The sequence below is a fragment of the Mycolicibacterium brumae genome, assembly GCF_025215495.1.
Classification (GTDB): domain Bacteria; phylum Actinomycetota; class Actinomycetes; order Mycobacteriales; family Mycobacteriaceae; genus Mycobacterium; species Mycobacterium brumae.
Map to the genome: position 1 here is coordinate 2,413,965 of NZ_CP104302.1, position 17,839 is coordinate 2,431,803.

Genomic DNA, 17,839 nt, shown 5'->3' on the forward strand with positions numbered 1-17,839 from the left:
CGCTATCCCCCGGCGAACGGCGGCAGCACGTCGACGGTCGCCGTTGCGGGCAGCACCGTGTCGTCGGAGGCCCGCGCCCCGTCGACCAAGACCGCGCAGCAGCCCAGCAACGGCGCCAACCCCGCGTGCTCGGCGCTCAGCGTGGCACGCAGTTCGCCGAGGGTCTCGGCGTCCACGGGTTGCTCGGCGACCCCGGCGGCCTCGGCGGCCGCCGCGAAGAACCTCACCAGCGCCATCAGCGGTCGCCTTCCCGATAGGCCGCCCGGGCCCGGTCGAGGTCCGCGGCGGTGTCGATATCCGCGCTCACCCCATCCTCGTCGTCGAGCCAGCGCACCGCCAGCTCGCCGAGCAACAGCTGGCAGGACGCCCCGGCCACCCGGGTGCCCAGGCCGACGGCCGCGCGGCGCAGCGCCGCGGCCCGGTACTTCCCGGCCAGCCATTGCGGCCGTCCGCCAGCACGCAACACGACGGCGTCGCCGATGATCGGCGCGGTGAGCAGCCGGCGCACCGTCGAATCCGGATAGACCAGATCGCCGGCCAGCACCAGCACCCCGTCGTCGCCGTGCAGCGCGCTGACGCCGGCGGCGATGGCGGCGGCCGGCCCGGCCAGCGGCGGATCCTCACGCACCCAGGTCAGTCGGGGGTCGTCTTCGAGGACCGGCCCGACGGCGATGATCGGCGCACAGCCCGCCAGCGCCATGACGGTCCGGTCCAGCAGCGTCTGCCCGCCGAGTTCCAGCAGTGGTTTGACGGCGCCGCCGAGCCGCGAACCGCGCCCACCGACCAAGAGAATCGCAGCGGTCATCTCACTCCGTCCGCACCCAATCACCTGAGCGGCCACCGGATTTGGCGGTGATGCGCAAGTTCTGGACGCTGACCGAACGGTCCACGCCCTTCACCATGTCGACGATGGCCAGCGCCGCCACCGACACCGCGGTGAGCGCCTCCATCTCCACCCCGGTGCGGTCCGCGGTGCGCACCGTGGCCTGCAGCTCCACGCCGTCGTCGGTGAGGTCGATGTCGAGCACCGCGCCGTGCACACCGATCACATGCGCCAACGGCAGCAGATCGGCGGTGCGTTTGGCGGCCGAGATCCCGGCGATGCGCGCCACCGCCAACACATCGCCCTTGGGGACCGTGCCGTCGCAGAGCAGGGCCACCGTTTCCGGCGCGCACCTGACGAAGCCGCGGGCGGTGGCCGAACGGACCGTGGGGGTCTTCTCGGTCACGTCGACCATCCGGGCTTGTCCGACCGAATCGAGGTGCGTCAGTTCCATTTTCGGCCCGCCTTCTACAGTTCCATGACTTCCACCGGGTCCCCGGCGCGAACCTGGTCCACCTCGGCCGCGACGATCGCGTAGCCGCCGGCGGCGCCCAGTCCGGCGGCCAGATGTGATCCGGACCCGCCGCCGGTGGCCGGGCGCACCAGCGGGTGGGCCGGGTCGCTACGGTCCACCACGGCGGGCAGATACTGCCGTCGGTCGCGGGGTGAACGCCAATCCGCCCCGGCCGGGATGATCTGCCGGGACCGCTGAATCTCGTTGCGTCCCATCATGGTCAGCAACGCCGGCCGCACGAAAGCCTCAAAGGACACCGCCGCGCTCACCGGATTGCCAGGCAAACCGAACAGCAGCATCCCGCCGTCGGTCGCCCCGAATCCCTGCGGCTTGCCCGGCTGCATCGCAACCTTGGTGAATTCCATTGCCGTGCCGAGGCTTTCGCGAACCACCTCATAGGCTCCGGCGCTCACCCCGCCGGTGAACACCACCGCGTCCAGGCGCAGCGCCGCAGCTTCGGCGACCACCTCGGCGGGGCCGTCTCCGGCGTCGTCTACCACCCGGCGCAGCGCCACCTCAGCGCCGGCGGCGCTGACCAGGCCGGCCAGCAGGATCGAGTTGGACTCCGGGATCTGCCCGCGGCGCAGCGGCTCGCCCGCGGTGACGAGTTCGGAGCCGGTGGACACCACAGCCACCCGGGGACGACGCGCCACCGACACCTGCGCGACCCCGGCGGCGGCCAGCGCCGACAGTTGCAGTGGCCCGAGCAGCACCCCCGGACCGAGCACCGGGTCTCCGGCGACCAGGTCCTCCCCGGCTCGGCGGATGTGCGCGCCGACCGTCCGCGGCGCGCGGCGCACGACCGCGATGGCCATCGAATCGGCCAGCCCGCCGGCGGTGTCCTCGAACGGCACAATGGCGTCGGCGTCGGCGGGGACCGGCGCGCCGGTCATGATCCGCGCCGCAGTCTCGGGCGCCAGCGCAGGGTCGGCGCCCGATCCGGCCGGGATGTCGGCGACCACCCTCAGGGTCACCGGCTGCTCGGCAGCGGCGGACGCCACGTCGGCGAACCGCACCGCGAAGCCGTCCATCGCCGAGTTGTCGAACGGCGGCACCGCGCTGCCGGCCAGCGCGGGCAGCGCCAGGGTGGCGCCGTCAGCGGCGTCGAGGCCCACCCGGTCGATCGGCGTACGCCGCGTGCGGCCGAGGACGGCTGCCAGGTGGTCCTCGACGCTGCGGTACATAGCCACAGGCTATCGGGGTCACCTGGCGGGCGCTCCGGAGCCGTAAATGCGGAGCATTCGCCGCGAATAACTCTTCGGGCACGGATAATCTCGGGGACTATGAGCGCGTATCGAATCGCCGAAGCCGCCCGGTTGTTGGGGGTCAGCGACGACACGGTCCGGCGCTGGGTCGACCACGGCGCGCTCCCGGTCACCGGCGACCACCCCGCGCGGATTCCCGGGGAGGCGCTGGCGGCGCACGCCGTCGCCCTCGCCGAGAACCCGCCCGACCCCACCGACGTGCTCTCCAGCGCCCGCAACCGATTCACCGGACTGGTCACCCGGGTGCAGATCGACGGCGTGATGGCCCAGGTCGACCTCCAATCCGGTCCGCATCGGGTGGTGTCGCTGATGAGCGCCGAAGCCGTCCGCGACCTCGGCCTGGCCCCGGGTTCGCTGGCCGTCGCGGTCATCAAGGCCACCACCGTCATCGTTGAAACCCCGAAGGAGACCCCCTGATGAGAATCCTCGCCCGCGCGGCGCTGGCCGTCACCGCCGCGGCGGCGCTGACACTGTCGGGGTGCTCCTCCAGCGAGGAACCCGCGGCCGCCGATCCGCTGTCCGGGGAGCTCACGGTGTTCGCGGCCGCGTCCCTGCAGGACGCCTTCGACGACATCGGCGAGGCCTTCACCAAGGCGCACCCGAACCTGCGGGTCTCCGCCCGCTACGACGGCTCCCCCACCCTGGTCACCCAACTCCAGGAGGGCGCCGACGCCGATGTGCTGGCGACCGCCGATGAGCGCACCATGGCCACCGCGGTCGAGGCCGGCGTGGTGCAGGACCCGAAACTGTTCGCCTCCAACACGCTGGTGGTGGCGGTCCCGGCCGGCAACCCCGGCAATGTCGACTCGCTGGACGATCTCGCGCACGTCACGACGGTGGTCTGCGCGCCGGAGGTGCCGTGCGGCGCGGCGGCCCGACAGCTGCTGAGCGACGCCGGGGTGCAGGTGACCCCGGCCAGCCAGGAGCAGAACGTCAGCGCGGTGCTCACCAAGGTCGCCGCCGGGGAGGCCGACGCCGGGCTGGTCTACGCCACCGATGTGGCCGGTGACAGCAAGGTGGAGAGCTTCGTGCCCGATGGGGCGGCCGATGTGGTGAACCACTACCCGATCGCGCTGGCCGACCCGCTCAGCGAGGCGGCATCGGCGTTCATGGGCTTCGTTCTCGGCGACGACGGGCAGAAGATCCTGGCCGAGCACGGTTTCGGAGCGCCGTGACCCCAACCGCCCGCGACACCGGCGCGCGCACCCCGCTGCCGCTGGTCGCGCCGGCGGTGCTCGCGTTGCTACTGCTGGTGGCGCCCCTGGTCGCATTGGTCGGCCGGGCGTCCTGGTCGACGTTGTGGGCCGACATGACCTCGCCGGTCGCCCGGGACGCGCTGCGGCTGTCGCTGGTCTACGGTCTGGCGGCGACCGCGCTGTGCCTGCTGCTGGGGTTGCCGTTGGCGCTGCTGATCGCGCGCAGCGCCCCGCGCACCGCCGCGCTGCTGCGGGCGCTGGTGGCGGTGCCGCTGGTGCTGCCGCCGATGGTCGGCGGCGTGGCGCTGTTGTACCTGTTCGGCCGGACCGGCCCGGTGGGGCGGGCACTGGTCGACGCGTTCGGTGTCACGCTGCCGTTCACACCCGCCGCGGTGGTGCTGGCCCAGGCATTCGTCGCGCTGCCGTTCCTGGTGCTGGCCGTCGAAGGCGCCATCCGCGGGGTGAGCCTGCGCTACGAGCGCACCGCGGCCACCCTGGGCGCCGGCCCATGGCGGGTGCTGTGGCGGGTGACGTTGCCGCTGGCCGGCTCCGGCATCGTGGTCGGGGTGATCCTGTGCTTCGCCCGGGCGCTCGGCGAGTTCGGGGCGACCGCGCTGTTCGCCGGCAACGCGCCCGGCGTCACCCAGACCATGCCGCTGGCGATCTACACGGCGTTCAACGGCTCCGGGGCCGGCCGGGAGAGCGCGGTGGCGCTGTCGGTGCTGCTGCTGGGCACCGCGGTATTGGTGCTCCTGTCGGTGCGGGCCTGGCGGCCGGGAGCGCTCCGATGAGCACGGCGCTGGACGCGCACGTCGTGGTCGAGCTCGCCGGGCTCGATGTGCGGCTGCGCGCCGCAGCGGGCGAAGTGGTCGCGGTGATGGGCCCCAGCGGCGCGGGCAAGACGATGCTGCTGGAGACCATCGCCGGACTGAACCGACTCGACGACGGCCGGATCACCCTCGGGGAGACGGTGCTGGCCGACGCCGGCCGGCACACCCCGCCGTCGCGCCGGGCCGTCGGGCTGCTCGGCCAGGACGCGCTGCTGTTCCCGCACATGAGCGCTGCGGAGAACATCGCGTTCGCGGCGCGCAGCGCCGAACTGGACCGCGTCGGCGCGCGTCGCGTCGCCGAGGACTGGCTGGATCGGGTCGGGCTGGGCGGACTCGGCGCCCGCCGGCCCGACCAGCTTTCCGGCGGACAGCGGCAGCGGGTCGCGCTGGCCCGGGCGCTGGCCGCCCGCCCGGCGCTGCTGCTGCTCGACGAGCCGTTCAGTTCCCTGGACGTCGAAGCCGCCGCCACGCTGCGCCAGACCATCGCCGGTCAGCTGGGCGGCACCACCACGGTGCTGGTGTCGCACGGGGTCGCCGACGCCGCCGCATTGGCCGACCGCCTGGTGATCCTGGAGGCCGGCCGGATCACCCAGGACGGCCCGGTCGCCGAGGTGCTGGCGATGCCGGCCACCCGGTTCGCCGAGGCGGTGTCGGCCAGCCGCGCGGTGTAGCGCTAAAGCTTGTGCAGGCGGGCGGGGTCGGGCGCTTCGATCGGGTCCCAGCCGCGGCGCGCGGCCCGGTTGCCGCGGTGGTCGTCGCGGGAGCGGTAGACCACGTACGGCCGGAACAGGTAACCGACCGGCGCCGAGAACACGTGCACCAGCCGGGTGAAGGGCCACAGCGCGAACAGCAGGCAGGCGCTGACGATGTGGATCTTGAACGCCAGCGGCACGTCGGCCATCAGCTCCGGGTGCGGGTCCAGCAGAATCAGGTCGCGGAACCACGGCGACACCGTCGAGCGGTAGTCGTAGCCCTTGCCGAACACCTGGTGCGCCGAGGTGGCGAGGGTCCCGAAAAACAGCGTGGACCCGAGCATCACGTACATGAGCTTGTCCATCTTGGTGGTGGCCAGGAACACCGCGGCCACCATGCGCCGGCGGTAGATCAGGATCGCCAGCCCAGCCAGGGTGAGCACCGCGGCGAACGACCCCATCCAGGTGGCGCCCAGGTGGTAGGCGTGCTCATCGATGCCGATGGCGTAGAGCCATTCGGCCGGGATGAGCAGGCCGACGGCGTGGCCAGCGATGACCATCAGGATGCCGTAGTGGAACATCGGCGATCCCCAGCGCAGCAGCCGGTTCTCGTAGCTCTGCGACGAGCGGGTGGTCCAGCCGAATTTGTCGTAGCGGTACCGCCACAGGTGGCCGACGACGAAGGTCGCGAAGCAGATGTAGGGCGCCGCCACCCAGAGCAGGATCTCGAGTGTGTTCATCGCGTGCTCCCGGCGAATCCGAAGGCGGGCATGGGCAGACTCAATCCGACGGTTTCGGCCGGCGGGCCGTCGTTGACCAGCGCCAGCACCCGGGCGCGGGTGCGCTCGCCGATCGGCGGCAGCGACGCCGTCACCGCCCGGATCACCGGGGCCCAGGGACTGCCCATGCCCTCCAGCGCGGTGCGCAGCACCTCGAGTCCGTCGCGGTGGGCGGCCAGGAGCGCGCCGGCGATCGGTGAACCGGAACGCGCCGAGAACTCCAGCACCGCGGGCAGGTAGTCGGGCAGCTCGGCGGCGTCGAACTCCCAGCCGGCGGCGCGGTAGGCCTCCAGGAACGCCACCAGCGCGGTCCCGCGGCGGCGGGTGTCTCCGGTGGCGTAGTAACTCAAATACATCGAGCATTTGCGTTTGAGGTCGAAGGTGGCGACGTAGTCGCGCTGCAGCGCCAGCGGCCCGCTGTCCGACACGGCGTCGATGAAGGCGAGCAGTTCGCCGGCGATCGGGGTGGGCAGCGCGGCGGCGTGCGCGCGCAGGCCCGGCAGCCGGTCGAACCAGACCGCGTCGGGGTAGTCCAGCAGCAGCGAGGCCAACATGTGGGCATGGGCCCGGGTGCGCTCATCCATCCGGACCGGCGCGGTCATCGCTCACCTCGGTGCGGGAACATCCCGTCGGGGCGGCCGTTGCCGTCCCAGTTGAGCAGGTTGACCTTGCCCGACGACGGCTGGTCGGCGGTCTGCCGGGCAGCCAGCCCGTGGAAGTTCTCCACCGCCACCGGCACCGAATATCCACTGGCGGAACCGAATACGCCGCCGCCCATCCCGGGCCCGCCGTCATAGTCCAGGGCGCAGGCCAGTTCGTCGAGTTGGCGCCCCTGCTCGGCGTGCGCGGTGGGGATGACGTAACGGTCCTCGTACTTCGCGATCGCCAGCAGCCGGTACATCTCCTCGATGTCGCGGCCCGTCATGCCGACCGCGGTGGCGATCCGCTCATCGCGCTCGTTGTCGAGGTTGATTCCGCGCATGTAGGAACGCATGGCCGCCAGCCGGCGCAGCGCTGTGTCCACCGGGGCGACATCCCCGGCGGTGAACAATTCGGCCAGGTAGCCGATCGGGATGCGCAGTTTGTCGATCGCGGCGAACAGGGTGCGCGCGTCCTCCCCGTCGTTGCCGGATCCGCTGACCACGTCGACGACCGGTGACAGCGGCGGGATGTACCAGACCATCGGCATGGTGCGGTACTCCGGATGCAGCGGCAGCGCCACCTCATAGCGCTGGATCAGTTTCCAGATCGGGCTGGCCTGCGCGGCTTCGATCCAGTCCTCGGGGATGCCGTCGCGGCGGGCTGCTTCCACGACGGCCGGGTCATGGGGATCCAGCAGCACCGCGCGGTGCGCGTCGAGCAGGTCGTGCTCATTCTCCACCGCTGCCGCGGCGGCGACCTTCTCCACGTCGTAGAGAACCAGGCCCAGGTAGCGCAGCCGCCCGACGCAGGTTTCCGAGCACACCGTCGGCAGGCCGACCTCGATCCGCGGATAGCACAGCGTGCACTTCTCGGCCTTGCCGGTCTTGTGGTTGAAGTACACCTTCTTGTAGGGACACCCCGACACGCACATCCGCCACCCGCGGCAGGCGTCCTGGTCGACCAGCACGATGCCGTCCTCGGCGCGCTTGTACATCGCGCCAGACGGACACGACGCCACACAGGCGGGGTTCAGGCAGTGTTCGCAGATCCGCGGCAGGTAGAACATGAAGGCCTTCTCGAACTCGGCCTCCACCTGTTCGCTCATCTTGGCCAGGATCGGGTCCTCGTGCATGGTCTCCAGCGAGCCACCGAGGTCGTCGTCCCAGTTCGCCGACCAGGAGATTTTCATGTCCTGTCCGGTGATCAGGCTCTTGGGCCGGGCGACCGGGGTGTGCTGGCCGGCCGGGGAGTTGATGAGCATGTCGTAGTCGTAGGTCCACGGCTCGTAGTAGTCGCTCATCTCCGGCAGCTTCGGGTTGGAGAAGATCCGCAGCAGCTTGGCGAACCGGCCGCCGGCGCGCAGCTTCAGCCGGCCGCGGCGGGTCCGCACCCAGCCGCCCTGCCACTTGTCCTGGTCCTGGTATCCGCGCGGAAACCCAACGCCCGGACGGGTTTCCACATTGTTGAACCACACGTATTCCACGCCCGTGCGGTTGGTCCAGGCCTGCTTACAGGTGACCGAGCAGGTGTGGCACCCGATGCACTTGTCGAGGTTCATCACCATCGCCATCTGCGCCATGACCTTCATCGGTACGCCACCTCCTGGCTGCGGCGACGGATGGTCGTCACCTCGTCGCGCTGGTTCCCGGTGGGACCGAGATAGTTGAACGCCCAGGCCAATTGGGCGTACCCGCCGATCAGGTGGCTGGGTTTGAGCAGGATCCGGGTCAGCGAGTTGTGGATACCGCCGCGCAGCCCGGACGCCTCGGCGATCGGCACGTCCACGGTGCGGTCGGTGGCGTGGTACATGTACACCGTGCCCTCGGGCATCCGGTGGCTGACGTTGGCGCGGGCGACGACAACGCCGTTGCGGTTGACCGCCTCGATCCACTCGTTGTCGCGGACCCCGATCTTCGCGGCGTCCTGTGGGCTCATCCAAATGACCGGACCGCCGCGTGACAGCGACAGCATGAACAGGTTGTCCTGGTATTCGGAGTGGATCGACCACTTGGAGTGCGGTGTCAGGTAGCGCACCGAGACGTCGGTTGAGGTTGTCGCGCCGAGTATTTCGTCGCCGAAGAGCCGGTGCATATCCAGCGGCGGGCGGTAGGTCGGCAGGTTCTCCCCCAACTCCGACATCCAGTCGTGGTCGAGGTAGAAGTGTTGTCGGCCGGTCAAGGTGTGCCACGGCTTGAGGTGCTCGACGTTCACCGCGAAAGCGGTGTAGCGCCGCCCGCCGTGTTCGGACCCCGACCACTCCGGCGAGGTGATCACGCTGCGCGGCTGAATCGACACGTCGGAGAAGGTGATGTGCGACCCGGCGTGGTCGGCGGCCAGGAACGCCAGCTCCTGGCCGGTCTGGCGCTCCAACTCGCGAAAGCCCGCGACGGCGACACGGCCGTTGGTGGTGCCCGACAGCGCCAGGATCACCTCGCAGACCCGCTGGTCGGTGTCCAGCCGCACGCTGCCCGCGTAGGGGCCGGCGGCGACGGTCCCGTTGAGCCCGGCCAGACGTTTGAGTTCCGGCTCATAGCTGTACTTGACGCCCTTGGTGACCAGACCGAGCTTGCCGATCAGCGGGCCCAGGGTCTTCCAGCGCTCGGCGAGCATCGGGTAATCCCGTTCCACCACAACAAGTTTCGGCATTGTCACACCCGGTTTCAGCGGGGCGTCGACCACCCGGCCGTGCGGGGTGGCCAGCACGTCGGGGGTGTCGTGCTGAAGCGGGGTGGCGACCAGGTCGCGGCGCACCCCGAGGTGACCGCGCGCGTACTCACTGAACCGCTCGGCCAACAGGCCGAACATCTCGTAGTCGGTCTTGGTCTGCCAAGGCGGGTTGATCGCCGGGTTGAACGAGTGCACGAACGGGTGCATGTCCGTCGAGGACAGGTCATGCTTTTCATACCAGGTGGCCGCAGGCATCACCAGGTCGGAGAACAGCGTGGTGCTGGTCATCCGGAAGTCCGCGGTCAGCAGCAGGTCGAGCTTGCCCTCGGGGGCCTGCTCGCGCCACCGGATGCTCGAAGGCCGGGACCCCTCGGAAGTTTCAGCGGCCCGAACCGCCGAGTCGGCCCCCAGCAGGTGCTTGAGGAAGTACTCGTTGCCCTTGCCGGAGGAGCCCAGGATGTTGGCCCGCCAGATCAGCGCGATCCGGGGGAAGTTCTCCGTCGCGTCCGGGTCCTCGACTGCGTAGCGCAGCGAGCCGTCGTTCAGGCTGTCCACCACGTGCTGGGCCGGGTCCTTGCCGAGGACATCGGCTTCGTCGCACAGCGCCAATGGGTTTCGATTGAACGTCGGGTAGCTGGGCATCCAGCCGCGCTTGACCGACTCGACCAGGCAGTCGGCGGTGGTGCGGCCGGCGAAGACGTCTCGGCTCAGCGGGGACGCCAGCGCGTCAGCGGGCAACCCGTCGTAACGCCACTGGTCAGTGGCGATGTACCAGAACGCGGTGCCGATGTTGAACCGCGGCGGGCGGTTCCAGTCCGCGGCCGCGGCATACTGCTGGTAGCCGGTGACCGGGCGGACCTTCTCCTGCCCGACGTAGTGCGCCCAACCGCCGCCATTTCTGCCCTGGCAGCCGGTCAGGGTGGTCAGCGCCAGGAAGGTGCGGTAGATGGTGTCGGAGTGGAACCAATGATTGGTCCCGGCGCCCATCAGGATCATCGACCGGCCGCCGGAACGCACTGCGTTGTCGGCGAATTCGCGTGCGATGCGGGTGACCTGCGCGGCCGGCACCGAGGTGTGCCGCTGCTGCCAGGACGGGGTTCCCGGGGTGGAGTCGTCGTCGTATCCGGTCGGCCAGTGACCGGGCAGGCCATCGCGGCCGACGCCGTACTGGGCCAGCATCAAGTCGAAAACCGTGGTGACCTTCCGCCCGGCGACCGCGCGCACCGGCACGCCACGGCGCACCACGCCTGAGCCGCCGGCATGTTCCTGACCGGGCGCGGGGTCCAGGTCGAACCGCGGCAGCGCGATCTCGGCGGTTTGCCCGTCCCAGTCCGCCAGGTCGGCGATCGACAGCGGCGGACAGATGTCGCCCAAATCGAGGTTCCAGCGGCCTTCGTCCTCCGCGGAAAACCGGTGTCCCAGTGAGCCGTTGGGCACCACCGGCGTCCCGTCGGCGTCGAGCAGCACTGGTTTGAACTCGGCGTTGCCCTGCTGCGCGGCCGCGCCGTCGAGGTCGGAGGCGGTGAGGAACTTGCCCGGCACCAGCGCGTCGCCGTGAGGTTCCAGCGCGACCAGGAACGGCGCGTCGGTGAAGCGGCGCTGATAGTCCTCGAACGCGGGAGTGCGCGTGTCGACGAAGTGCTCGCGCAGGATGACGTGCCCCATGGCCAGCGCGACTGCGGCGTCGGTTCCCGGATGCGGGGCGACCCACTCGTCGGCGAACTTGGTGTTGTCGGTGTAGTCCGGCGAGACGGTGACGACCTTCTGACCGCGGTAGCGCGCCTCGGCCATGAAGTGCGCGTCCGGGGTGCGGGTCACCGGCACATTGGATCCCCACATGATCAGATAGCCGGCGTTCCACCAGTCCGCGGACTCCGGCACGTCGGTCTGGTCGCCGAACACCTGGGGGCTGGCCACCGGCAGGTCGGCGTACCAGTCGTAGAACGACAGCATGGTGCCGCCGATCAGGTTCAGAAAGCGCGCTCCGGCGCCGTGCGACACCATCGACATGGCCGGGATCGGCGAGAAGCCGGCGATCCGGTCGGGACCGTATTTCACCAGCGTGTGCACGTGCGCGGCGGCCGCGATCTCCAGCGCCTCGTCCCAGCTGGTGCGGATCAGCCCGCCCTTCCCGCGGGCCCGCTTGTACTGGGTGGCCTTCGCCGGGTCTTCGACGATGGCCGCCCATGCGTCGACCGGATCCGGATGGGTCTCCTTGGCGTCGCGCCACAACCGCGCCAGCACATCGCGGATGTAGGGGTAGCGCACCCGGGTGGGCGAATAGGTGTACCAACTGAACGCGGCGCCGCGGGGACAGCCGCGCGGTTCGTACTCCGGAGAGTCCGGCCCCACCGAGGGGTAATCGGTCTGCTGGGTCTCCCAGGTGATGATGCCGTCCTTGACGTACACCTTCCAGGAGCACGACCCGGTGCAGTTGACGCCGTGGGTGGAGCGCACCACCTTGTCGTGCGACCAGCGGTCCCGGTAGAACGCGTCACCTGCGCGACCGCCCTCCAGATAGACCGTCCGCAGGTCCTCGGACACTGTGCCCGGGCGCAGGAACCGTCCCATGCTCAGCAACGCGTCGGCCAACGGGCCGTCTGTCGCGGGACCGACCTCGGCGCCGTTGCCGCGGGTCATCGCCGTCACCTCTCCCCGTAAGAGTTGTCTGCCGACTGCGCCCATCCTGCTCCCTCATCGAAGAGCCCACAAGCAAGGCTGTGCTTACTTGCAGATTGCAAGACTTGCTGTGATCAAGAGTTGGAAAACGCTTATCTGCCAGTCATTTTGACGACTACGCTCGCCTGACATGACCGGAGACCCTGCGCGCACGGCATCAAAGTCCGCAGCTGCGGAGAAGCTGCGTGGAGGCTTTCCGCAAGTGCTGTTGGCGACCGTCGCGTCGACGATCGGCTTCTGGGCCTGGATGTCGATCGCCCCGCTGCAACACGTCTACAACGAGCGAATGGATCTCGGCGAAGGTCAGATCTCGCTGATGCTGGCGACCCCGGTGCTCGTCGGCGCGCTGGGCCGCATCATCTCGGGCGCGTTGACCGACCGCTACGGCGGCAGAATCATGTTCACCGCGATTCTGCTGCTGTCCGCACCGGCGGTGCTGCTGGTCGCGTTCGCCGGGACCATCGGCAGTTTCCCGCTGCTCATCGTGGCCGGCTTCTGCCTCGGCGTGGCGGGCACCATCTTCGCCGTCGGCATCCCCTTCGCGGGCGCCTGGTATCCGCCGTCGCGGCGCGGCTTCGCCACCGGCGTGTTCGGCATGGGCATGATCGGCACCGGCGTGTCGGCGTTCTTCACCCCGCGACTGGAGCAGTCCATCGGGTACCTGCCCACCCATCTGGTGATCGCTGCGGCCCTGGTCGGCATGGCCGCGCTGGTGTGGATCCTCATGCGCGAGTCTCCGGCCTGGAAGCCCAACCACGAGAAGCTGGTCCCGAAGGTCGCTGGCGCGCTCAAGCTGCCGGTCACCTGGGAGATGTCGTTCCTGTACGCGATCGTGTTCGGCGGCTTCGTGGCGTTCTCCACTTTCCTGCCGAAGTACCTGACCACCATCTACCCCAACGAGGTGAACGCCGTCGGGGCCGGCTCCCGCACGGCGCTGTTCGTGGCGGCGGCGGTGCTCGCCCGGCCGATCGGCGGTGCGCTGGCCGACAAGTTCGGCCCGAAGATCGTCGCGCTGGTGTCCCTGGGCGGGATCGTGTCGCTGGCCTATCTGGTCGGCCAAGAGCCGCCGGAGGGCATCGTCACCGGCGCGGCGTTCATCGCGATGGCGTCATCGATGGGGTTGGGCATGGGCGCGGTGTTCGCCTGGGTCGGTCCGTCTACCCCGCCGGACAAGATGGGCGCGGTCAGCGGCGTGGTCGCCGCGGCCGGCGGCCTGGGCGGATATTTCCCTCCGTTGGTGATGGGCCTGACATATCACCCGACCACCAACTCCTACTGGCTGGGACTATGGCTGCTGGTGATCGTGGGCACGTTTGCGCTGATCGTGGCGGGAATGCTGAAGGACACTGGGCAGCGCGCCGCGCCCGGCGCCACACTGAAGTAGATGACCGCGATTCCGCTGACCCTCGGCCGACCTGCTCCCGGCGGCTATAGCGCCGCAGGGCCGCTGGTCGACGCCCACGGCCGGACGCACCGCGATCTGCGCATCTCGCTGACCGACCGCTGCTCGCTGCGTTGCGCCTACTGCATGCCCGAGCAGGGCAACACCTGGCTGGCCCGTCCGTCGATCCTCACCACGACCGAGATCGCCCGCGTCGCTGCGGTGGCCGCCTCGGTCGGGATCGGCGCCTTTCGTCTCACCGGCGGTGAGCCGCTGCTGCGCCGCGACCTCGCCGAGGTGGTGGCCGCGCTCTCCGGCCTGCGCGGCCCCGACGGGCCCGTCGAAGTCGCGATGACCACCAACGGCATCGGTCTGGCCGATCGACTCGACGAACTGATCGACGCCGGGCTTCGCCGGGTCAACATCAGCATCGACACCCTGAACCCCGACCGGTTCGCGGCGCTGACCCGTCGCGACCGGCTCGACGAAGTGCTCGCCGGCATCGCCGCGGCCGCCCGCTCCGGGCTGCGGCCGCTGAAGCTCAACGCGGTGGCCATCCGCGGAGTCAACGACGACGAGTTGTGCGACCTGGTGGCGTTCGCGGTGGCCCACGGCGCCCAATTGCGGTTCATCGAGCAGATGCCGCTGGACGCCGGGCACACCTGGGACCGCGGCGCGATGGTCACCCGCGCCGAGATCCTCGACGCGCTGTCCTCGCGCTGGGGTCTGACGCCGGCGCCCGGGCGCGGCGGCGCGCCGGCCGAACGGTGGCTGCTCGACGGCGGCCCCGCGGCGGTCGGGGTGATCGCTTCGGTGACCGCGCCGTTCTGCGGCGATTGCGACCGGCTGCGGCTGACCGCCGACGGCCAGCTGCGCAACTGCCTGTTCGCCACCGGCGAGTTCAACCTGCTGCCGGTGCTGCGCCCAATCTCCGGCGAGGTCTCCGAAGCTGCGATCGAAGAGACGCTGCGCCGCTGCGTGTGGGCGAAACTGCCCGGGCACGCCATCGACGACCCGTCATTCCTGCAGCCTGAGCGTGGGATGAACGCCATCGGCGGGTAGCGCTACCTGTGAGTCTGCTTGCCGGGCCGCGTGATCCGCGTGTTTCCCATCGAAACGACCGCGGCAGTGCCAGTATCGGTCTCAGCGTCGTCTCAGCTTCGACGCCCGGTGCGAAGAGGTGGGGCATATGCGAAGCGCAGTCCGGAAACTTGTCCTGGGGACCATCGCGCTGATCTCGGCGGCGCTGCTGGGCGTCGGCGCGATGGCGGTGGGGGCGCTGGCCTGGGCGGCGACCACGCTCCCGATCATTGTGCCCGGCACCGGCACGCCAGACCCGTACATCCCCGCACGCGAGAATTATCTGGGCAACGCAGTTTCCTACTACGTCACCCCCGCCGGGGCTTGCGGGGTGGCCGGAATCGATTGCGGCAATCCGGAAGGAGTGCTCTATCCCGCCACCTTCTGGCCGATCCCGCTGCCCGGTTGGGGCGGCCTAGAGGGCGACAAGTGGAACGTGTCGGTGTCCCAGGGTCTGGGTTACCTGACCGCGTCGTATCGTGACGCGCTCGGACTCAATCCCGGAGAAACCCGGGAGTACGACAACGTGGTGGTGTTCGGATACTCCCAAGGCGCCACGATCTCCAGCATCTTCAAGGCCAACCTGGCTGCAGCCAACAACGGCCTGGTCCCGGCAAACACCGAGTTCGTTCTGATCGGCAACCCGAACCGGCCGAACGGCGGCTTGTTCGAGCGGCTCGCGTTGCTGGGTACCGTCCCGATTCTGGAAGCCACGTTCGGCCAGCCGACGCCGACGAACACCACTCCCCTGCAAAACGGAGTGCGGGCGATCAACACGACCGATATCGCCTTGCAGTACGACGGCGTCGTCGATTTCCCCAAGTACCCGATCAACCTGCTGGCCGTCGCGAACGCGATCGCCGGCTTCCAGTACGTGCATGGCACCTATCTGGACCCGTACACCGGACTTCCGGATTCTGAGCATCCGTTCGGCTACACCGTCCAGGAGGTTGAGGACATCGTGGCAGGCTGCGCTGCCAACCCGCACGGACAGTACTGCCAGAAGTCCGATGACAGTGACACCGTCTATGTGACGCTGCCCGCACGCTCGTTGCCGATCGCGCAGCCTTTCCTGGATCTGGCCAGCGCCACCAAGACAGACTTCCTGATCAATCCGATCGTCGCGGCGCTGCAGCCGGCGCTGCAGACGCTGATCGAAACCGGTTATGACCGCTCCGATTACAGCAAGGCGTCGCCGTTCGGCATTGTGCCGCTGGTCAATCCGATCAAGCTGGTCCGCGATCTGGTCAACGACATCCCGGAGGGCTTCGACGCCGCCAAGAGCACCATCGAGAACGGCAACAAGATCCCGAACCTGCCCGGCTCCCCCGACCCAACCTCCACTCAGACCCAGACGGTGACGACCCTGGTGTCCGATCAGGAGCCCGCCCAACTGAGCCTCGTCGTGGACAACAGCAAGAACGCCGACACACCTGACGCCAAGTCGGATTTCGCCCCCAAGACCAAGGTCGGCAAGAAGCTCGCTGCCGTGCTGAACCCGGGCAATGAGCGCCCGCTGGCCAAGCTGTTCGGAAAGACCGGCACGGACGCCACCGTGGCGACCGGCGCCGAAACCGCCATCACCGAGAAGAAGGCCGAGCGGCCCCGCCCGCTACGCGCCATCGTCAAAGAGGTGAAGAAGGCGATCGGCAACCTGACCGGGGTCAGGAAAGCCGAGGCCAACGACGCCGCGCCGAAGCAGGCCGACCAGAAAGAAGCCGCTTAGGTCCCGTACTCGGACAACCCGGCGGCCAGCGCCGCCGGAACGTGCGCCCGGATCCGAGTGCCGGTGTCGGTGTGCTCGGAAAGCTCCACCCGACCGATCTCGTGCACCCGGGCCACCAGATCGCCACGCTGGTACGGGATGACGACGTCGACGGCGACATCGCGCGGCTCGATGAGGTCGGCCATCCGGGCGCGCAGTTCGTCCAGGCCCGCGCCGGTGTGCGCGGAGACGAACACCGCGTCCGGCAACGCACTGCGCAGCCGCGCCAACTCCACCTCGTCGGCGGCGTCAATCTTGTTGATCACCAACAGTTCTCGGACCGGTGAGCTGTGACGGTCGGCGATCACATCGTCGACCACGATGCGGACCGCCGAAATCTGTTCCAGCGGGCGGGGATCGGAGCCGTCGACGACGTGCACCAGCAGGTCGGCGTCGGCGACCTCTTCCAGGGTGGACTGGAACGCCTCGACCAGCTGGGTGGGCAGGTGCCGGACGAAGCCGACGGTGTCGGTCAGCACGAACGCCCGACCGTCGTCGAATTCACCACGGCGGGTGGTCGGCTCCAGGGTCGCGAACAGCGCGTTCTCCACCAGCACCCCGGCCCCGGTCAGGGCGTTGAGCAGGCTGGACTTGCCGGCGTTGGTGTAGCCGACGATCGCGATCCGGCCGACCTCGCTGCGCACCCGGCCGCTGCGCTGGGTGTCGCGGATCTTCTTCATGTCCTTGATCTCACGGCGCAGCTTGGACATCCGCTCCCGGATCCGGCGGCGGTCGGTCTCGATCTTGGTCTCGCCGGGCCCGCGGGTGCCCACCCCGCCGCCCGCGCCACCGGCGCGGCCGCCGGCCTGCCGGGACATCGACTCGCCCCAGCCGCGCAGCCGCGGCAGCATGTACTGCATCTGGGCCAGCGACACCTGAGCCTTGCCCTCGGCGCTGGTGGCGTGCTGGGCGAAGATGTCCAAAATCAGCGCGGTCCGGTCGATGACCTTGACCTTGACCGCCTTCTCCAGCGCGTTGAGCTGCGCCGGGGACAGTTCGCCGTCGCAGATGACGGTGTCCGCGCCGGTGGCGACGACGATCTGGCGCAGTTCGGCGGCCTTGCCGGATCCGATGTAGGTCGCCGGGTCGGGCTTGTCGCGACGCTGGATCAACCCGTCGAGCACCTCCGAGCCGGCGGTTTCCGCCAGCGCGGCCAATTCGGTGAGGCTCGCGTCGGCGTCGGCGGCGCTGCCTTCGGTCCAGACACCGACCAGCACCACCCGCTCCAGGCGCAGCTTGCGGTATTCGACCTCGGTGACGTCGTCGAGTTCGGTGGACAGGCCGGCCACTCGGCGTAGCGCGGCCCGGTCGGACAGGGCGAGTTCGCCGGCCGTCGGGTTCGACGAGCGAGGAACGAGCGAGGAAGAGGCCCGGCGCTCATCCACCGTCGGGTTCGAGGAAGAGGCCCGGCGATCGTCAAACGCCGTCGGATCGTATTCGGGGTAGTCAAGTTCAGGATTCGTCATACTCGATCACCGATGCTGCCACGCCGGGCATCGGCCGCGCATCTGGTTTTCCGACGGGCG

General features: G+C 69.6%; 16 protein-coding genes. 7 read left to right on the plus strand and 9 right to left on the minus strand.

Annotation, left to right across the window (positions count from 1 at the left end):
* Nucleotides 1-2 precede the first annotated feature (2 nt).
* The 4 genes from L2Z93_RS11690 to L2Z93_RS11705 are packed head-to-tail and all read right to left on the minus strand — an operon-like array spanning nucleotide 3 to nucleotide 2,521.
* Entirely contained in the window at nucleotides 3-236 is a 234-nt protein-coding gene (locus L2Z93_RS11690; RefSeq protein WP_090584852.1) for a MoaD/ThiS family protein, read from the minus strand.
* On the minus strand, nucleotides 236-805 hold the full coding sequence (gene mobA / locus L2Z93_RS11695) for a molybdenum cofactor guanylyltransferase (RefSeq protein WP_090584854.1): 570 nt from the start codon (nucleotides 803-805) through the stop codon (nucleotides 236-238). Before mobA ends, L2Z93_RS11690 begins: the two co-directional genes overlap by 1 nt.
* Nucleotide 806: 1 nt before the next feature.
* On the minus strand, nucleotides 807-1,277 hold the full coding sequence (gene moaC / locus L2Z93_RS11700; RefSeq protein ID WP_090584856.1) for a cyclic pyranopterin monophosphate synthase MoaC: 471 nt from the start codon (nucleotides 1,275-1,277) through the stop codon (nucleotides 807-809).
* A 14-nt stretch (nucleotides 1,278-1,291) separates the two neighbouring features.
* Complete coding sequence (locus L2Z93_RS11705; protein ID WP_090584858.1) at nucleotides 1,292-2,521, minus strand: molybdopterin molybdotransferase MoeA; 1,230 nt, start codon at nucleotides 2,519-2,521, stop codon at nucleotides 1,292-1,294.
* A 99-nt stretch (nucleotides 2,522-2,620) separates the two neighbouring features.
* Between L2Z93_RS11705 and L2Z93_RS11710 the strand changes: the two genes are divergently transcribed.
* The 4 genes from L2Z93_RS11710 to L2Z93_RS11725 are packed head-to-tail and all read left to right on the plus strand — an operon-like array spanning nucleotide 2,621 to nucleotide 5,299.
* On the plus strand, nucleotides 2,621-3,019 hold the full coding sequence (locus L2Z93_RS11710) for a TOBE domain-containing protein (RefSeq protein ID WP_090584860.1): 399 nt from the start codon (nucleotides 2,621-2,623) through the stop codon (nucleotides 3,017-3,019).
* On the plus strand, nucleotides 3,019-3,777 hold the full coding sequence (gene modA / locus L2Z93_RS11715; protein ID WP_090584862.1) for a molybdate ABC transporter substrate-binding protein: 759 nt from the start codon (nucleotides 3,019-3,021) through the stop codon (nucleotides 3,775-3,777). The genes L2Z93_RS11710 and modA overlap by 1 nt, the downstream gene beginning before the upstream one ends.
* Nucleotides 3,774-4,589, plus strand: coding sequence for an ABC transporter permease (locus tag L2Z93_RS11720; RefSeq protein WP_090584864.1), 816 nt, complete (start codon nucleotides 3,774-3,776; stop codon nucleotides 4,587-4,589). Before modA ends, L2Z93_RS11720 begins: the two co-directional genes overlap by 4 nt.
* Nucleotides 4,586-5,299, plus strand: a complete 714-nt coding sequence (locus L2Z93_RS11725; protein WP_090584866.1) for an ATP-binding cassette domain-containing protein — start codon at nucleotides 4,586-4,588, stop codon at nucleotides 5,297-5,299. Before L2Z93_RS11720 ends, L2Z93_RS11725 begins: the two co-directional genes overlap by 4 nt.
* A 2-nt stretch (nucleotides 5,300-5,301) precedes the next feature.
* Here the strand turns inward: L2Z93_RS11725 and narI are convergent, their stop codons facing one another.
* The 4 genes from narI to L2Z93_RS11745 are packed head-to-tail and all read right to left on the minus strand — an operon-like array spanning nucleotide 5,302 to nucleotide 12,048.
* Complete coding sequence (gene narI, locus L2Z93_RS11730; protein ID WP_090584867.1) at nucleotides 5,302-6,060, minus strand: respiratory nitrate reductase subunit gamma; 759 nt, start codon at nucleotides 6,058-6,060, stop codon at nucleotides 5,302-5,304.
* Entirely contained in the window at nucleotides 6,057-6,701 is a 645-nt protein-coding gene (narJ, locus tag L2Z93_RS11735) for a nitrate reductase molybdenum cofactor assembly chaperone (protein WP_090584869.1), read from the minus strand. The genes narI and narJ overlap by 4 nt, the downstream gene beginning before the upstream one ends.
* A complete protein-coding gene (gene narH, locus L2Z93_RS11740) occupies nucleotides 6,698-8,329 on the minus strand; it encodes a nitrate reductase subunit beta (protein WP_090584871.1) in 1,632 nt (543 codons plus the stop codon). The genes narJ and narH overlap by 4 nt, the downstream gene beginning before the upstream one ends.
* Complete coding sequence (locus L2Z93_RS11745) at nucleotides 8,326-12,048, minus strand: nitrate reductase subunit alpha (protein ID WP_090584873.1); 3,723 nt, start codon at nucleotides 12,046-12,048, stop codon at nucleotides 8,326-8,328. The genes narH and L2Z93_RS11745 overlap by 4 nt, the downstream gene beginning before the upstream one ends.
* Nucleotides 12,049-12,217: 169 nt before the next feature.
* Here L2Z93_RS11745 and L2Z93_RS11750 point away from each other — a divergent pair, with 169 nt between their 5' ends.
* From L2Z93_RS11750 to L2Z93_RS11760, 3 genes are all read left to right on the plus strand, one after another.
* The gene (locus L2Z93_RS11750) at nucleotides 12,218-13,471 is read left to right on the plus strand and encodes an MFS transporter (protein WP_090584875.1); all 1,254 of its coding nucleotides are present in this window, start codon (nucleotides 12,218-12,220) and stop codon (nucleotides 13,469-13,471) included.
* Nucleotides 13,472-14,530 (plus strand): GTP 3',8-cyclase MoaA, encoded by a 1,059-nt coding sequence (gene moaA, locus L2Z93_RS11755; protein ID WP_090584877.1) that lies wholly within the window; start codon nucleotides 13,472-13,474, stop codon nucleotides 14,528-14,530.
* A 127-nt stretch (nucleotides 14,531-14,657) separates the two neighbouring features.
* Nucleotides 14,658-16,274, plus strand: a complete 1,617-nt coding sequence (locus tag L2Z93_RS11760; protein WP_090584878.1) for a PE-PPE domain-containing protein — start codon at nucleotides 14,658-14,660, stop codon at nucleotides 16,272-16,274.
* On the opposite strand, the gene hflX is transcribed toward L2Z93_RS11760, so the two are convergent.
* Nucleotides 16,271-17,779 carry a GTPase HflX gene (hflX, locus tag L2Z93_RS11765; RefSeq protein WP_090584881.1) on the minus strand — a complete coding sequence of 503 codons (1,509 nt, stop codon included), beginning with the start codon at nucleotides 17,777-17,779 and terminating at the stop codon, nucleotides 16,271-16,273. The two genes, L2Z93_RS11760 and hflX, sit on opposite strands and share 4 nt — an antisense overlap.
* Between the last annotated feature and the right edge of the window lie 60 nt (nucleotides 17,780-17,839).

Coding starts and splice junctions, on each gene's coding strand:
- L2Z93_RS11690 (WP_090584852.1), bottom strand. CDS start 236: ATGGCGCTGGTGAGGTTCTTCGCGGCGGCCGCCGAGGCCGCCGGGGTC.
- mobA (WP_090584854.1), bottom strand. CDS start 805: ATGACCGCTGCGATTCTCTTGGTCGGTGGGCGCGGTTCGCGGCTCGGC.
- moaC (WP_090584856.1), bottom strand. CDS start 1,277: ATGGAACTGACGCACCTCGATTCGGTCGGACAAGCCCGGATGGTCGAC.
- L2Z93_RS11705 (WP_090584858.1), bottom strand. CDS start 2,521: ATGTACCGCAGCGTCGAGGACCACCTGGCAGCCGTCCTCGGCCGCACG.
- L2Z93_RS11710 (WP_090584860.1), top strand. CDS start 2,621: ATGAGCGCGTATCGAATCGCCGAAGCCGCCCGGTTGTTGGGGGTCAGC.
- modA (WP_090584862.1), top strand. CDS start 3,019: ATGAGAATCCTCGCCCGCGCGGCGCTGGCCGTCACCGCCGCGGCGGCG.
- L2Z93_RS11725 (WP_090584866.1), top strand. CDS start 4,586: ATGAGCACGGCGCTGGACGCGCACGTCGTGGTCGAGCTCGCCGGGCTC.
- narI (WP_090584867.1), bottom strand. CDS start 6,060: ATGAACACACTCGAGATCCTGCTCTGGGTGGCGGCGCCCTACATCTGC.
- narJ (WP_090584869.1), bottom strand. CDS start 6,701: ATGACCGCGCCGGTCCGGATGGATGAGCGCACCCGGGCCCATGCCCAC.
- narH (WP_090584871.1), bottom strand. CDS start 8,329: ATGAAGGTCATGGCGCAGATGGCGATGGTGATGAACCTCGACAAGTGC.
- L2Z93_RS11745 (WP_090584873.1), bottom strand. CDS start 12,048: ATGACCCGCGGCAACGGCGCCGAGGTCGGTCCCGCGACAGACGGCCCG.
- L2Z93_RS11750 (WP_090584875.1), top strand. CDS start 12,218: ATGACCGGAGACCCTGCGCGCACGGCATCAAAGTCCGCAGCTGCGGAG.
- moaA (WP_090584877.1), top strand. CDS start 13,472: ATGACCGCGATTCCGCTGACCCTCGGCCGACCTGCTCCCGGCGGCTAT.
- L2Z93_RS11760 (WP_090584878.1), top strand. CDS start 14,658: ATGCGAAGCGCAGTCCGGAAACTTGTCCTGGGGACCATCGCGCTGATC.
- hflX (WP_090584881.1), bottom strand. CDS start 17,779: ATGACGAATCCTGAACTTGACTACCCCGAATACGATCCGACGGCGTTT.